Source organism: Streptomyces phaeochromogenes (assembly GCF_001418655.1).
In the GTDB taxonomy this organism is placed as follows: Bacteria; Actinomycetota; Actinomycetes; order Streptomycetales; family Streptomycetaceae; genus Streptomyces; species Streptomyces phaeochromogenes.
In genome coordinates this window covers 23920-38014 of record NZ_LIQZ01000164.1, presented here as the reverse complement: position 1 = coordinate 38014, position 14095 = coordinate 23920, and the positions used below count along the sequence as shown (strand labels likewise).

Here is a 14095-nt window from a genome sequence, read left to right as displayed (position 1 = left end):
GACGGGGCCGGCCCCACCGCTGGACTGCTCACCCCGGCTTCCTCAGGGGCCGGCCCCGTCGACGCGTCCCTCGCCCCGGTCCCGCGAAGGACCGGCGTCAGCGAAGGCATCCGCTATGTATCGCTACTGATCAATGCCGGAGAGGTCATCGCGCTGGCCTTCAGCAAGGACGGGCGTACGCTGGCCGGCGGCATCACGGACGGCACCATCCGGCTGTGGGACCCGGAGAACGGACATCCGACCGCCCTCCTGACCGAGGCCGGTTGGAATGACCCGGTGGAGGTCGCCTTCCACCCGGACGGCACCACCCTGGCCGACGCCCGGGGCGCAGTACACCTGTGGGACCTGGCTTCCGGACGTACAACAGCCACCTTGACCCTGCCCCGCGGCGACACCGTCGACTCGGCATGGTGCGTCGCGTTCAGCCCGGACGGCGCCCTCCTGGCCAGCGGTCACAGCTTCGACTACGTACGGCTGTGGGACGTCGCGAGCCCTTCGAGCGTCGGCATACTGCACGGGCACAGCGCGTTCGTGTTGTCGGTGGCGTTCAGCCCCGACGGGCGGCTGCTGGCCAGCGGCAGCGACGATGCCTCCGTCCGGTTGTGGGACGTCGCGGGCCGTTCGAGTGTGGCCACACTCACCGGCCACACCAGTACTGTCCACTCGGTGGCGTTCAGCCCGGACGGCTCCACGCTGGCCAGTAGCGGCTATGACCGCACCATCCGACTGTGGGACGTCTCCTCCGCCCGCACCATCGCCGTCCTCAGAGGCCACACCAGCGCTGCGATGTCGGTGGCGTTCAGTCCCGACGGACGGATGCTGGCCAGCGGGGGCGCCAGTGCCAGCGCCGGGTTCGGCAAGGATTACCCCGACGACCACACCGTCCGGCTCTGGGACGTCGCGAGGCGTACAGAGGTCGCCACCCTGAGAGGCCACAAGGGCACCGTGCGATCCGTGGTGTTCAGCCCGGACGGCACCACACTCGCCAGCGCGAGCCACGACGGCACCGTTCGGCTGTGGCAGATCAACTGACGTTGTAGCCGGGGGAGTTGACCTTCCAGGACGTGCTCTACGTGCCTTGCCGGACCTCGGGCCTCGGACGCCGTCGGAACTACCGGGGCGTCAACACAGTGAACTCGTTGCCGTCGGGATCGGCCAGTTCCACCCAGCTGTCTTCGCCCTGGCCGGTGTCGATTCGCTTCGCCCCGAGGGAGAGCAGACGGTCGACCTCTGCCGGCCGATCACCTCGGGCAGGCGGAGCGAGGTCGAAACTCAGCCGGTCCTTGCCTGTCTTCGGCGCCACCGGTGGACCACCCCACGTGATCTTCGGACCGCCGTGCGGAGAGCGGATCGCGGTCTCCTGGTCCTGATCCCAGACCAGCGGCCACCCCAGTGCTTCGCTCCAGAAGTACCCGACCTCCTGCGAGCCGTCGCAGGCCAGTGCTCCGATGAATCCGCAGTCGGCGAGGAAGCTGTTGCCCGGCCCGACGACACAGAACTCGTTGCCTTCGGGGTCGGCGAGCACCACATGGCCCTCCTCCGGGAGTTGGCCGATGTCGATGTGTCGTCCACCGAGTTCCAGGACCCTGGCCACTGTCTGCTGCTGGTCCTCCAGGGACGTACTGGTCAGATCGAAGTGCATCCGGTTCTGACCGGCCTTCGGCTCCTGGCTCGGAAGGAAACGGATGCGGAACCCGGTGTCGTCACTGGGCAGGAGCGTGACGCCGTCGTCCGGATCGTCGACCATCTCCCAGTCCAGGACTCCGGACCAGAACCGTGCGAGAACCTGTGGCTCGCTCGAACCGAAGCAGACCGCGAACAGTTGACAAGTCATTCCCTGTACATCCCCGATCCACTGACTGACCGCTGTCGACAGGGCGCCCTGTCGCTCCCCCGAAGCGGAGCTTAGGGGTGAGTCGGTGTCATCCGCATCCGAGTATTCGACGGCGGCCGGGACATGCCGACCACCACCGTGTGGGGTGTTGGCGCGCTCGGCCGGACCCACCCGCTCGACGGCGAGGAACAGCCTGGCCGACACGGACGCGACCGGATCGTCACCCCCTTGACCGGTGACGCGAAGGTGGGCAACAATCGCCACCTGCGTGTCGACCCGGCCCACGTCACACCCGCCCACCACGAGTAGGAGCCGCATGGTCGAGGAGTACGGCATCGAGGTCATCGTCTTCGACATCCTCGGAACCATGGTCGACGAGCCGGGCGGCCTCCGAGCGGCCATTCGCGACGCGGTGCCCGGGGCCGACGACGCGTCCGTCGAGCAGCTGCTCACGGTGTGGCGAGACCACGTCGAGCGCGAGCAGCGACGCATCGCGGCGAAGGGCCGGGCGTACGCCAACACCGAGGTCATCGACCGCGAGGCAGCTCAACGCGTGGCCGACCGCGCCGGGCTCACCGACCCGATGGCCATCGCGCGACTGGCTACCGCGAGTCGGCGCCTGAAGCCCTGGGACGATTCCGTCGCCGGACTTGCGCGCCTCGCCCGACGATTTCCCGTACTGGGACTCTCCAACGCCAGCCGTGCGACCCTCCTCCGCCTCAACGCGTACGCCCAACTGGTCTGGCATCAGGCCTTGTCGGCCGAAGACGCCCAGGCCTATAAGCCCGCGCCGGAGGTCTACCGGCTCGCGCTCGACGCGGCGGGATGCCCGCCGGAGCGTGTGCTGATGGTCGCCGCTCACGCCTGGGACCTACGCGGAGCTCAGGCCGTGGGAATGCGAACCGCCTACGTACGCCGACCGGTCGGGGATCCACCGGCGAGCGCCGACACGTTCAATCGGCGGTCGAGCAGCCTGGACGAGTTGGTCACCGACCTGACGGCGTAACAGGGGATCGCAGGGAGCGATGCGCTCTCCTTTCAGTGGCCGTTGACAAAGCGGAACACTGTTCCGTACGTTAAACGGAACAACGCTCCGCTTCGGCCTGGCTGAAGCCGGACGCTTCTGTCCGCCTCGCCTGCCGTCGGCCCGAACGAGACCGGCAGCCGAGGTCATTGAAGGGAAACACGCATCATGAGCGCATCGGCTCAGACGGCCGACACCGTCAGCTCGTCCACGCCCGTCCTCTCGGTCAGCCCGGTGGTGCTGCCGGCCCCCGGTCGAGCGGTGGACCTTCAGGTGCGGGTCTCCGCGCCGGTGACGGGGAGCGACCTGCCGGTCATCCTGCTCTCGCACGGGCAGGGCTACTCGAACCACCTCTCCTCACTGAACGGCTACGCCCCACTCGCCAACTTCTGGGCGGCGCACGGCTTCGTCGTGATCCAGCCCACCCATCTCAGCTCCAGGACGCTGAGCCTGGACCCGAGCACCCCCGGGGCACCCCTGTACTGGCGATCGCGGGCCGAGGACATGACACGGATCCTCGACCAGCTCGACGTGATCGAGGCCGCCGTCCCGCAGCTCCTCGGGCGGCTGGACCACAGCAGGGTCGCCGTGGCCGGGCACTCGATGGGCGGGCACACCGCGAGCCTGCTGCTCGGCGCCCGGCTCACCGACCCGGACGACGGAACGGACGTGAACCTGGCCGAGCCCCGGATCAAGGCGGGCGTCCTGCTCGCCGCGCCCGGCAGGGGCGGTGACGCCCTCACCGAGTCCGTGGCGGAGAGTCTCTCCTTCTTCCTGACCACGGACTTCTCCAAGATGGCGACGCCCACGCTCGTGGTCGCCGGCGACAAGGACACCTCCGCGCACCTGACGGTCGCGGGCGCGGACTGGCACGCCGACCCGTACGTACTCTCCCCGGGCCCCAAGTCCCTGCTCACCCTGTTCGACGCGGAGCACGGGCTCGGTGGAGTCTCTGGGTACGACGTCGCCGAGACCACGGACGAGAACATCGAGCGGGTGTCCGCGGTCCAGCGGCTCACCTGGGCCTACCTCCGCACCGAGCTCTACCCGGGCGATCCCGCTTGGCAGGAGGCGAGCGACGCGCTGACGGCCGACCCCAACCCGCTCGGACGAGTCGAGTCCAAGTAGGCCAAGAGGGCCCTGTCTCAGTGCGCAGGCACCGCCGGGGGAGCGCTGGTGTGACGCACCCGCAGCTCCATCGGAATGACTCTGGGTTCGGTGTCGCCGTTGGCGGCCATCAGCGCTTCCAGTGTCTGCGCGGCCTGCCGCCCCAGTTCGTCCCGCGCCAACGAGGCCGTGGTCAGTCTGCGTGAACTGGGCAGGTCGTCGAGGGAGATGTCGTCGCAGCCGATGACCGACATGTCCTCGGGGACCCGCAGGCCCGACTCCCCTGGTCTTCACCTACCTGCTCAACCTGTCCAACGGCGCCCTCAACTCCGCGCTGCACGGGCTCGGCCTGACCGACGGCAGAACCGATGTCTTCGCCAACCGCTGGACCGCGATGCTGGCCCTGGTCCTGATCTCCGTCTGGCAGGTCTTCGGCCAGTACATGATCTATTGGATGGCCGCGCTGCAGAACGTCCCCGACGAACTGTACGAAGCCGCCGAGCTCGACGGCGCCAGTGAATGGCAGAAGCTCACCCGGATCACGCTGCCGCAGATCCGTCCGGTGGCCCTGGTCAACGCGATGCACGTGTTCGGGCTCGTCGTCACGCTCACCGGCGGAGGCTCCGGCACGAGCACCTACGTGGTCTCGTACTTCATCTACAAGCAGGCCTTCGGCTCGATGCCCTTCGCGTACGGATACGCGTCCGCGGCAGCCCTGCTGTTCTCCGTCATGGCGTTCCTCCTCGTCACCAGTCAGGGCCTCTTCGTGCGCCGCGCACAGAAGATGCGGAAGGAGTACGGAGTCTGATGTCCCGTCCCGAACTCCGCACACCGCGAACACCACGCCTCTCGCGTCTGTCACGGCCCGCGCGTGCCAACCTCATCGCCCTGCCCCTGCTGATCGTGGTGGGCCTCGTCTGGATCTATCCGTTCCTCTGGATCGTCGCGGGAGCGTTCAAGACACAGACGGGACTCTTCACCGGCGGCGCCAGCCTCATGCCCGATCAGTGGAACTTCGACAACTTCCGCCGGGCGTGGGTGGACGCAGGGTTCTCCAGGTACTTCTTCAACACGATTCTGTACGCGGTCGTATCCACCGTCATCGAACTGTTCAAGTCGGCCCTGTGCGGATACATCCTGGCCCGCTACGAATTCCCGGGACGAAAGTTCCTGCACCGGATGATCATCGCCACCCTGTTCGTACCGGTGGCCCCCATCATCATTCCGCAGTTCGTCCTGGTGGAACGGCTCGGCCTGCTGAACACACAGGCCGGGGTCATCCTGGCCATGTCCGGAGCGGCCGGCGCCCTCGACGTGTTGCTCTTCATCGGCTTCTTCTCGGGCGTACCGACCGATCTGTTCGACGCGGCAAAGCTCGACGGAGCCGGACTCTTCCACACATTCCGGCTGGTCCTCCCGCTCGCCGAGCCCGTCATCGCGGTGGTCGTCATCTTCCAGTTCATCACCAACTGGAATGTCTGGGCCACGACGGGCCCTTGGGGGGTACTTGGAGTTCCGTCTCGAAGGGACATCGCTGCACATCACCTCGTACAACACCCCCCACTACAAGCTGGTGACCTCCAACTACCAGCTCGGTACCCGCTTCCAGGGGAAGTTCGTGGCCCACGACGGGAAGGTGGACGTCTACTACAACGGCGCCCTCAAGGCCACCGTCGACGGCGCGTTCGGCAGCGGCTACTACAAGGCGGGTGCCTACACCCAGGCGAACTGCAACAACTCCTCGCCGTGCGACACCTCGAACTACGGACAGGTCGCCCTGTACGGAGTCACAGTGACGCACAAGTGACCTGACGGGGTCGCCCCTTCCCGATGCGTCATCGCGGACCGCCGCTCGATGCGGCTCGCTGATCGCACCGGGAGCGGGCGGCCTCGCCAGTTGTGTCCGGCGGCCGGGGTCAGGCCTCGCAGAAGGGCATGGTCCGTACGTATCCGCCGAGGTTCTCGTCGTCGGTGCCCAGGAGGGCGTCGGTGGAACCGGGCAGACACTCGACTGCCTCGATCCTGTACTCGGGGAATGTTCCCAGGACGCTCGGGGAGGCCGCGAGCGTGAGCCGTACCCGGCCCGCAGCCGACACGTTCACCTGTCCCGCGTCACTCACCGCGGAGTCGAACGGGCCGTCGTCACCGGCGTCGGCCGCCGAACTCGCAATGATCCGGCCGGAGTCGGTCACCGAGATGTCGGAGATGTGCCGGGTGCCGTCGCCGGCCGGATACGCCGCCCGGTAGGCCCCGCGCGTCACGGTGCCGAACTGCGGCTGACCCCAGCGCGCTCGCCGCGATGGACTCGGCGGGCACGCGCCGCACAGCCGGACGCCGAGGTGGTCGTGACCGCCGCACCACTTTCTTGAGCGAGCGATCCAGATAGGTTAGTGTGAGTGGCATGGCAAGGACCCGGGAGTTCGACACGGAAGCGGCGGTGAGCCGCGCGATGGACCTGTTCTGGACGCGCGGCTACGAGGCGACCTCGGTGCGCGACCTGACCGGGCATCTGGGGATCGGTCAGGGGTCCCTGTACGCGGCGTTCGGCGACAAGGACGGCCTGTACCGGGCCGCGCTGGAGCACTACCGCACCACCCTCGCGGCGGCGGCCCTGCGCAGCCTCGACGAGGGAACGGACGCCAGGTCGGCGATCCGCACGATGCTGGTCGAGCGAGTCCGGATCGCGGTCGAACACGACGGCCGGGGCTGCCTGTTGGTCAATTCCGTCTGTGAGCGCCTGCCGGGGGACCCGGCCACCCGGCGCACCGTGCGTGATGTGCAGGACGCCAGTCAGCGTGCGCTCGCCGACGTGCTGCGTGTGGCGGCGGAGCGGGGCGAGATCTCGGCGACCACCGACCCGCAGACCTTGGCCGCCTTCCTGGTCACCTTTCTCAACGGCCTGCTCGTCTCCTCGAAGATCACACCCGACGCCCGTTCCCTGGAACCCCTCGTGGAGGTCGCGCTCGCCGCCCTCGGCTGATTTTTTCATGACCTCAATCTGTATCGAGCGATCCATAAAATGCGCCGACGCCTCCGAAGTCACCGACGCCGACGAGAGCGCGTGGCGCCGGAACCGCCAAGCCCTTCAGGAAAGTTGACCAGAAACATGATCGTCGACCATCACGGAAACCCCGTACGCACAGGCCGTGCCACCGTCAACGGAACGCGCCTGCACTACCGGACAGCCGGTTCAGGGCCGGCAGTTGTGCTGCTGCACGGCGTTCCCAAGACCGGCTACCACTGGCGGCACCTCGTCCCGAAGCTGACGGGCCAGTACACCGTCGTCGTACCGGACCTCCGCGGCCTTGGCGACTCGGCCCGTCCCGCGGACGGATACGACAGCGCGACGATGAGCGACGACATCGCCGCACTGATGGCCCACCTCGGACACGCCTCCTACAGCGTGATGGGGGAGGACTGGGGAGCGGTGATCGGCTACCAACTCGCGGCCCGGCACCGCGATCATGTCAACGCCCTCGTGTTCTGCGAGGCGTTGTTCCCCGGATTCGGCTTCGAGGACCACACCGCACTCACCCACGAGAACGTCTCCAGCGGAATGCACCTGTGGCATCTGGGCTTCTATTTCCAGCCGGACGTACCCGAAATGCTGATAGCCGGGCACGAACGCGAACTGATCACCTACATGATCAAGTACGAGCGCAGCCACCCCGACACCGCCACCCCCGACGCGGTCGACGAATACGTCCGCTGCTACTCCATGCCCGGCGGCATCCGCGCGATGCTGGCGATCTACCGGGCGATGCTCGTCGACGCCGAACAGAACCGGCAGGCATCACAGCGGAAGCTGGACATCCCGGTGCTGGCGCTCGGCGGCTCGGCGTTCATCGGCGATCGGAACGAAACTCAGATGCGGCTCATGGCCCACGACGTCACCGGTCACGTCTTCAATGCCGGCCACGACCTCGCCGAGGAGGTGCCTGACGAGGTGGCCGACGTGGTCCTGCCCTTCCTGGCCGAGAGGCTGTAGTCGAACCCGAACCCGAACCCGAACCCGCACTCGCGCACTGACCGAGGTCCTCCGGTCGCGGCCGTCAGCCGCTGGGCCGACGGCTGCGGTACGAGGCGATCGCGGTCAGCGCGAAGATGAGGGGTGCTCCCACCCCCATGACCGTGAACGGGTTCAGGAAGGACTCCAGCCACTCCGGCATGTCGACGAAGAGGGGCAGCAGCATCAGTACGGTCAGCGGGATGAAGGCCAGCATCACGGCGGTGAACCCCATCATGAGGGCCGCCTGGCGTGCATCGCGTCGGTCGATGAGGACAGCGGCCTGCGGGTCGGGCGCCCAGTCCTCGCCGCGCAGTTCCACCCATGAGTCGTGCAGCAGTCCGAGTTCGCGCTCGACGTTGACATGGATATCGTCGACGAACGGCAACAGCACCTTGGTGCCGTCCCGCCCGTAGGCATGCACGAGAACGTTGGGCGCACCGCTCTGCATAGCCGATGCCGGGTTGACCTCTGCCCTGATGTCCTGGATGTCCTCCCATGCCAACCGTCGGCGCTTCACCATCCCGCGTGCGTGGACCGCCTTGATGTCCGCGATGGTCGAACAGTGCAACGTGGCATAGAAGAGCCACCCCATGAGAGCCACCCACGCCGCGAGGAAGGGGTAGCGGAACGAAGCGGGCACCTCGGCGCCCCACAGAGCCACCAACATGCTCAGTGTGCCCAGGCCGATCACCCAGAGGAACGCCTGCATCCGGGACCGTCTCATCCGGTACTCGCGCGGCAATCGTTCGTACCCCACAGCCACCCCCCGCAGTAAGGCGTGCCCCATCCGTCGACAGGACCGATGGGGCACCATGGTGAGGCCCCAACTCCCGTGTGTCGAGGGCCCTTTGGGAAGTGAGGCGTTCCGGGGTGCCTCTACGCCCTTCGCTACGTGGTCAGTTCACTACGACCGCCCGCCGAACTGCCAGTTGTGGACCTCGATGTCGGCATACAGGTCCGGGGTCAGGACGGCGCGGGCCGTGCCCGGGTCGGGCGCCCGGACCAGCACCGCCGTACCCAGCCAGGTGGCGCCGTCGTCGGACAACAGCGGGCCGTACGCAATGAGTTCGTCGTCCCGGTCCTGCGGCACGGCGAGGTCGGCACCCTGCCCCGAGCCAAGTCCGAGCACCAGGTACCGGTTGCCGTCGGTCCCACCACCGGGGAAGTCCCACATGGTGCGCCCGAGCAGGTTGCGCCACCGGCGCAGCAGCACATCCCGGTACACGCCGGCCTGGTAGCCGGGCTCGTCGAAGGCGAACGCGCGGGCGGCGGCAAGATCCGGCAGGTCCACGATGTGCACGCTGCCGGTGGGCACGTCGTCCCCGGTGAGGGTCGGGCCGCGGGCGATCATCTCCTTGTCGAACCGGTCCATGTAGGACCAGTGCGCTTCCAGCAACTCGTGGCGCAACGCCACAGAGTCGGGCCGATCGCGGTGGTAGCAGAAGAACTCCATGCCCCACACTCTCCACCATTTGTCGTTCCGGCAGACTCCGGTTGTCACAGGCACGACCTGTCGTGGAGGATCAACCGTTCGAGGCGCACGGAAATGCTGTGCGCGGCGGGGGCCTGAGGGGGCGGCGATCTTTTCCGTAGTCGTCAATGTGCTGGTCGGTCTGGTGACCAGCCTCATCGGTGGTGGGTTCGTCTGGCTCTGGGAGCGCGGCAGGCGCACCGGCCGACTGCGGCGCAAGGCGGACTTCTTCGGCCTCGTCCCGGGGGAGACCTGCTTCATCGTCATCGGCAACAAACACAACACGCGGGGCGTCACCACCCACAAGGAAATCCGCGCCATGATCGAGGTCGCGACTCTGGCCGGCCAACTCGGCTGTGACGTCGCGACGGAGTCCAGCGACGACTTCCGCGGCATCAACGACGACCGTACGGAATTCTGTATCGGCGGTCCGCTCGGCGAGGCCAACCTCCGCACGGGCGGCCACCTCGCGGCCCACCTGCCCGGCGTGAGCATCCAGCCGTACGGTCAGGGGCCGGAGTCGGTGGCGTTCGACGTCGGCGGCCGACGCTACCCCTACCGGAAGAACGAGGTGGAGTACGCCCTGGTGGCCAAGTTCAGGCCACCGCAGGCGACCCGTCCGGTCATGCTCGTCTGCGGCCAGAGCTCCCTGGCCAACCAGGCCGCGATCCACTTCCTGAGAAGGAACTACCACCAAGTGGCCGACGCCCTCGACGCGGTCGACCGCTACTGCCTCCTGATCAAGGTCTCGGACATCGGCACGTACGGCTTCCAGGGCGCGAGCCTCGAACGCGACGTGACCGCTGACGCGTTCACCGCCCCATGACTCGTTCACCGCTCCCGGACGTCGGTGCCGCACTGACGGTTCAGTGCCTGACCGGAATCCGACCCTGACCCCCTCGTTACGGGCCCGTGAGCTGCGTCTCGCAGACTTGCGCCATGCGCCGCCGCCGTATCCGTCGCCCTGCTGTCGCCCTGGCCTGCCTCTGCGCGACCGCCCTGCTGTTCACGGGTTGCTCGGGCGACGACGGGAAGTCGGCGCCGGCACCCCCTTCCCCCGCTCAGCGGGACAACGGTGAGGTCAACCGGGACGACGTGAACGGCGACGGGCACGCCGACGCGGTGGTCAACGGCTGGTACAAGGACCCGAAGCCAGGCGGCGATTGGCACAACAACCGCTTCGTCGCCCTCGCAGCGCCCGGCGGCCCGGAACCGGACAAGGCCTTCCGCCTCGCGGACCGCTACGCCAAGCCCGACCCCCGGGTCACCAGCTCGCCGATCACGTACGACCGGTCGACCCAGTTCACCGGGGATCTCGACGACGACGGCCACGCCGATGTCGTCGTACGCAACCTGCTGAGCCACCCCAGCGGGAAGTCCACGCCAGACCAGCGCATTGTCTGGGGCGGCCCCGACGGCCCCGCGGGCGTCACCAAGCTGCCCGCCGACGTCCTCCCGGCCACCGCCGCCGGGGACTTCGACGGCGACGGCGCCCTCGACCTGCTGACCCTGGCGGAGCCCGGCAGCGAGTACGACCGCAAGCCGCAGCCCGCCACCGTCCTGTACGGCCCGCTCAGCCGCGACGATGGCGCGCCCCGCACCACTTCGACCACCGATGTGGGCCGGCAGGGCTGGGTGTCCGTGGCCCACGCGGTCGTCGGCGACTTCGACGGCGACGGCCGGGACGACCTGGTCACCAAGTCCGAGTACGACGAGGAGGATGTCCGCTTCGAGGACGACGACATGCCGGAAGACGTCATCGACGCCGTGTTCTACCGGGGCACGCCCCAGGGGCTGAAGCCCGCCGGGGCCGTACCCGGCATCACGAACCAGGCCGACAGCCAGGCCCCCGTCGGCAAGCCCGTGGCCGTCGGGGACTTCGACGGCGACGGCCACGCCGACATCCTCGCCCGGGTGGGCTTCACCGAAGCCGTTGCCGTCTATGGAAGCGGCGAGGGCCCCGGCCGGGGCAGGGCCGCCGGAGATCTCGGGAAGCTGGATGTCGCGGGCGCCGTCGCGGTCGGCGATGTCAACGGTGACGGCCACGACGACATCGCCACCCAGTCACCGGGCATCGATCGTCGTATCGGCCAGGTGGTGGTGCTCCTCGGCGGCAAGGACGGGCTCGACGTGGCCCGTACCGTCAAGATCGACCGGCGCACGATCGGCCTCGGTGGCTCCCCGCAGCACGAAGGGGACCGCGACTTCTTCGGCTGGGACCTGCACATCGCCGACCTGGACGCCGATGGCCGCGACGAGTTGCTCATCGGCACGTTCGGCTTCAACAAGCCCCGCAAGGACGCCGGTTACTGGATCCTGCGCGGAACGAGGAACGGCCCGTCGACAACGGACCACCGCTTCGTCAAGACCAAGGACTTCGGCGAGAGCTGACTGCTTCCGTGAGGCCCGGTCACGCGATCAGGCCCAGCCAGGCCGCCGCCAGTGCGGCGTGACCGGCCGGTGTCGGGTGCACCCCGTCCGCGGCCCAGTACTCCGGCCCGGTCGTCGCGGCGAGCTCGGCGAACATGCCGTCGGCCGCGAGCAGTTGTGCGCCGTACTTGCGGGCCAGCTCGCGCACGACCTGGATCTTCGGGTCCAGGTCGGCCCGCCACTCCTTTCGGACCTCTTCGCCGAGGTGCATGTCCCCGACCTCGACAAGGCCGCGAATCGGCAGCAGGAACGGCTCGATGAGGATCAGGTCGGCGCCGGCCTCGGCGAGAGGCGCGAGCAGACGGTCGTACCCCGCCGCGAAGTCCTCCGCGGGAATCACGTGGCCGTCCGGGTCGTACGAGTGCCAGCCGACGTCGTTTCCGCCGACGAGGATCGACACCACGTCCGGGCGCGCGTCGAGGACGTCCGCCTGCCAGCGGGCTTCGAGGTCCATCACCTTGTCGCCCGCCATGCCGGAGTTGAGCCAGGTGATGGCCCGGTCCGGGTGGCGGAGTCCCCACTCGCCCGCGACGCGCAGCGGATAGCCGAATCCGAGGCGGTCTTCGCTCTCCAGCCGTTGGCAGTCCGTGATCGAATCGCCGGTGAACATGACGGTGCTTCCCGGTCGGATGGTGATTGTCATGTGTGCTCCTGTAACTCGGTTGTCGGGGTGGCTGGTTCAGATCTGCGGGGCGCCGAACCAATGGCCGGCGACCTGCTCGAACGCTTTGCGGTCAGGGTCGCGATCACCTGCCCAGGCGACGGTGCCGTCAGGCCGGACCAGTACGGCACCCAGTCCGAGGTCGTTCCGCGCCGGACCGCCCACGTACCGCATCCGGCTCTCCCAGCCCATCGCTGAACGGCGTAGGGATCGGTCGAGGCTGAAGTCGAGCGCGACGCCTCGTCCGTCCCGCATCAGGTCGCCGAGGCGGGTGCCGTCCTCAAGACGGAGGTCCGGGGAGTTGCGGCCGACCAGCGGGTGTTCGCTGCCGAGGTCGTAGCGGTTCGACGAACCGGATGTCCTCTTGAACACGTAGGTCGTTCCGTCTCGGGTCCCGAGCAGGTCGCGCAGCACTCCTTGGATCGCCTGGGCATGCGGGTCCGGCCTCATGGCCGCGGCCTGGGCGCGCGTCCAGTCGAGAACCTCTGCGCCGATCGGCAGGCGCTCGCGGGTGTAGCTGTCGAGAAGCCCTTCCGACGCGTGCCCGTGCACGGTCGCCGCGAGCTTCCAACCCAGGTTCACGGCGTCGCCGAGACCGAGGTTGAGACCCTGGGCTCCCAGGGGAGAGTGGATGTGAGCGGAGTCGCCCGCGAGCAGGACGCGCCCCTGCCGGTACGTCGTCGTCTGCATCGCCCTATCGGTGAAACTCGAAGCGAGACGGACGTCGGTCAGTGTCACGTCGGTGCCGGACACCCGGCGCAGAACCGCCTGGAGATGTTCGCGAGTCGGCCGCTGCGAGCGATCGAACGCGCCGCCGTCGAATTCCAGCATGCCGATGTACTCCTCCGCCGGCGTCCGGAGGTACATGCCTGTCGGCGTCAGGTGGAACCCGGGGCGCAGCTTCTCGGGATCGGCGACGGCGGCGAGCATGACGTAGCCGGTGAACTGCGGCTCGGTGCCGACGAATTCGAAGCCCGCGAGCCCACGCACCGCGCTGCGTCCACCGTCGCAGCCGACGAGCCAGCGCGCCCCGTACTCGTGACCGCCGGCCTGCACGACCACGCTCTCGCCGTCCTGCGCGACGGCTGAGACCGTGACTCCGCGCCTGACCTCCACGCCGAGTTCGGACGCCCGCTCGGACAACACCGTCTCGACCGCTTCGAGGCTCGTCATCACGCCTTCCATTGCCGGGCCGGGAAGCCGGAACGGCAGGGCGGTGACGTCGACCTGGGCCGGATCGAGCATCATCCCGGCGAAGTGGCTCACGCCACGAGGGGGTGACGGCTCGTCCGTGTCGAGGTCCGTGCCGGGATCGTCGTCGACGCCTGACGCCGTCAGTAGCGGGTCCAGCATCCCGCGGCGGTAGAACGCCTCGACCGACGCGGCGGACAGGCCCCGCATCCCGAGCGGATCCGCTTTCCACGGGGAGCGGCCCTCCGGCGCCCGCTCCAGCACCAGGACAGAGCAGCCCGCGAGGCCGAGCTCGCAGGCAAGGAAAAGACCAACAGGGCCGGCGCCCACAATCACTACGTCATGCACGAGAACTCCCCTTCCGAAGC

Annotated in this window: 17 protein-coding genes and 1 pseudogene; 11 read left to right on the top strand and 7 right to left on the bottom strand. The window is 68.3% G+C overall.

All coding sequences use genetic code 11. From position 1 onward, the window contains the following. The coding region (locus AOK17_RS22760; RefSeq protein ID WP_169801945.1) for a WD40 repeat domain-containing protein at positions 1–1032 on the top strand (1032 nt) is incomplete at its 5' end. Between the two features lie 79 nt (positions 1033–1111). Here AOK17_RS22760 and AOK17_RS22755 read toward each other — a convergent pair. Next, on the bottom strand, positions 1112–1834 hold the full coding sequence (locus tag AOK17_RS22755) for a VOC family protein (protein WP_055614382.1): 723 nt from the start codon (positions 1832–1834) through the stop codon (positions 1112–1114). 123 nt (positions 1835–1957) lie between these two features. Between AOK17_RS22755 and AOK17_RS22750 the strand changes: the two genes are divergently transcribed. The 3 genes from AOK17_RS22750 to AOK17_RS22740 all read left to right on the top strand — a co-directional run bounded on the left by AOK17_RS22750 (position 1958) and on the right by AOK17_RS22740 (position 3986). After that, positions 1958–2143, top strand: a complete 186-nt coding sequence (locus AOK17_RS22750) for a hypothetical protein (RefSeq protein ID WP_055614381.1) — start codon at positions 1958–1960, stop codon at positions 2141–2143. Between the two features lie 7 nt (positions 2144–2150). After that, positions 2151–2840, top strand: a complete 690-nt coding sequence (locus AOK17_RS22745) for a haloacid dehalogenase type II (protein ID WP_055614380.1) — start codon at positions 2151–2153, stop codon at positions 2838–2840. Positions 2841–3026: 186 nt separating this feature from the next. After that, positions 3027–3986, top strand: coding sequence for an alpha/beta hydrolase family protein (locus tag AOK17_RS22740; protein WP_055614379.1), 960 nt, complete (start codon positions 3027–3029; stop codon positions 3984–3986). Positions 3987–4003: 17 nt separating this feature from the next. Here AOK17_RS22740 and AOK17_RS22735 read toward each other — a convergent pair whose 3' ends face one another. Continuing rightward, positions 4004–4237, bottom strand: coding sequence for a substrate-binding domain-containing protein (locus AOK17_RS22735; RefSeq protein ID WP_281198623.1), 234 nt, complete (start codon positions 4235–4237; stop codon positions 4004–4006). A gap of 11 nt (positions 4238–4248) precedes the next feature. On the opposite strand from AOK17_RS22735, the gene AOK17_RS22730 reads away from it, so the two are divergent. The 3 genes and pseudogenes from AOK17_RS22730 to AOK17_RS22720 all read left to right on the top strand — a co-directional run bounded on the left by AOK17_RS22730 (position 4249) and on the right by AOK17_RS22720 (position 5772). Beyond that, the gene (locus AOK17_RS22730; RefSeq protein ID WP_342671515.1) at positions 4249–4773 is read left to right on the top strand and encodes a carbohydrate ABC transporter permease; all 525 of its coding nucleotides are present in this window, start codon (positions 4249–4251) and stop codon (positions 4771–4773) included. Continuing rightward, positions 4773–5381, top strand: a pseudogene (locus AOK17_RS53980) (carbohydrate ABC transporter permease); the annotation flags it as partial. The gene AOK17_RS22730 and the pseudogene AOK17_RS53980, both read left to right, overlap by 1 nt. A gap of 91 nt (positions 5382–5472) precedes the next feature. Then, a complete protein-coding gene (locus AOK17_RS22720; protein ID WP_245697302.1) occupies positions 5473–5772 on the top strand; it encodes a polysaccharide lyase family 7 protein in 300 nt (99 codons plus the stop codon). Positions 5773–5881: 109 nt separating this feature from the next. Here AOK17_RS22720 and AOK17_RS22715 read toward each other — a convergent pair whose 3' ends face one another. Further along, positions 5882–6226, bottom strand: a complete 345-nt coding sequence (locus tag AOK17_RS22715) for a hypothetical protein (RefSeq protein ID WP_245697301.1) — start codon at positions 6224–6226, stop codon at positions 5882–5884. A gap of 140 nt (positions 6227–6366) precedes the next feature. Between AOK17_RS22715 and AOK17_RS22710 the strand changes: the two genes are divergently transcribed. Both AOK17_RS22710 and AOK17_RS22705 read left to right on the top strand, forming a co-directional pair. Continuing rightward, entirely contained in the window at positions 6367–6945 is a 579-nt protein-coding gene (locus AOK17_RS22710) for a TetR/AcrR family transcriptional regulator (RefSeq protein WP_055614375.1), read from the top strand. Between the two features lie 126 nt (positions 6946–7071). Continuing rightward, positions 7072–7953, top strand: a complete 882-nt coding sequence (locus AOK17_RS22705; RefSeq protein ID WP_055614374.1) for an alpha/beta fold hydrolase — start codon at positions 7072–7074, stop codon at positions 7951–7953. A gap of 64 nt (positions 7954–8017) precedes the next feature. On the opposite strand, the gene AOK17_RS22700 is transcribed toward AOK17_RS22705, so the two are convergent. After that, positions 8018–8683: a PH domain-containing protein gene (locus tag AOK17_RS22700; protein WP_055614373.1), complete on the bottom strand. Its 666-nt coding sequence runs from the start codon at positions 8681–8683 to the stop codon at positions 8018–8020. Positions 8684–8878: 195 nt separating this feature from the next. Then, a complete protein-coding gene (locus tag AOK17_RS22695) occupies positions 8879–9427 on the bottom strand; it encodes a YciI family protein (RefSeq protein ID WP_055614372.1) in 549 nt (182 codons plus the stop codon). A gap of 148 nt (positions 9428–9575) precedes the next feature. On the opposite strand from AOK17_RS22695, the gene AOK17_RS22690 reads away from it, so the two are divergent. Together AOK17_RS22690 and AOK17_RS22685 are read left to right on the top strand one after the other, a co-directional pair. Next, positions 9576–10271 carry a hypothetical protein gene (locus AOK17_RS22690; RefSeq protein WP_245697300.1) on the top strand — a complete coding sequence of 232 codons (696 nt, stop codon included), beginning with the start codon at positions 9576–9578 and terminating at the stop codon, positions 10269–10271. Positions 10272–10384: 113 nt separating this feature from the next. Further along, positions 10385–11836, top strand: coding sequence for an FG-GAP repeat domain-containing protein (locus AOK17_RS22685; protein ID WP_055614371.1), 1452 nt, complete (start codon positions 10385–10387; stop codon positions 11834–11836). 19 nt (positions 11837–11855) lie between these two features. Here the strand turns inward: AOK17_RS22685 and AOK17_RS22680 are convergent, their stop codons facing one another. Both AOK17_RS22680 and AOK17_RS22675 read right to left on the bottom strand, forming a co-directional pair. Beyond that, positions 11856–12518, bottom strand: coding sequence for an SGNH/GDSL hydrolase family protein (locus tag AOK17_RS22680; protein WP_055614370.1), 663 nt, complete (start codon positions 12516–12518; stop codon positions 11856–11858). Positions 12519–12554: 36 nt separating this feature from the next. Then, entirely contained in the window at positions 12555–14075 is a 1521-nt protein-coding gene (locus AOK17_RS22675; RefSeq protein ID WP_055614369.1) for an FAD-dependent monooxygenase, read from the bottom strand. Positions 14076–14095: the final 20 nt, after the last annotated feature.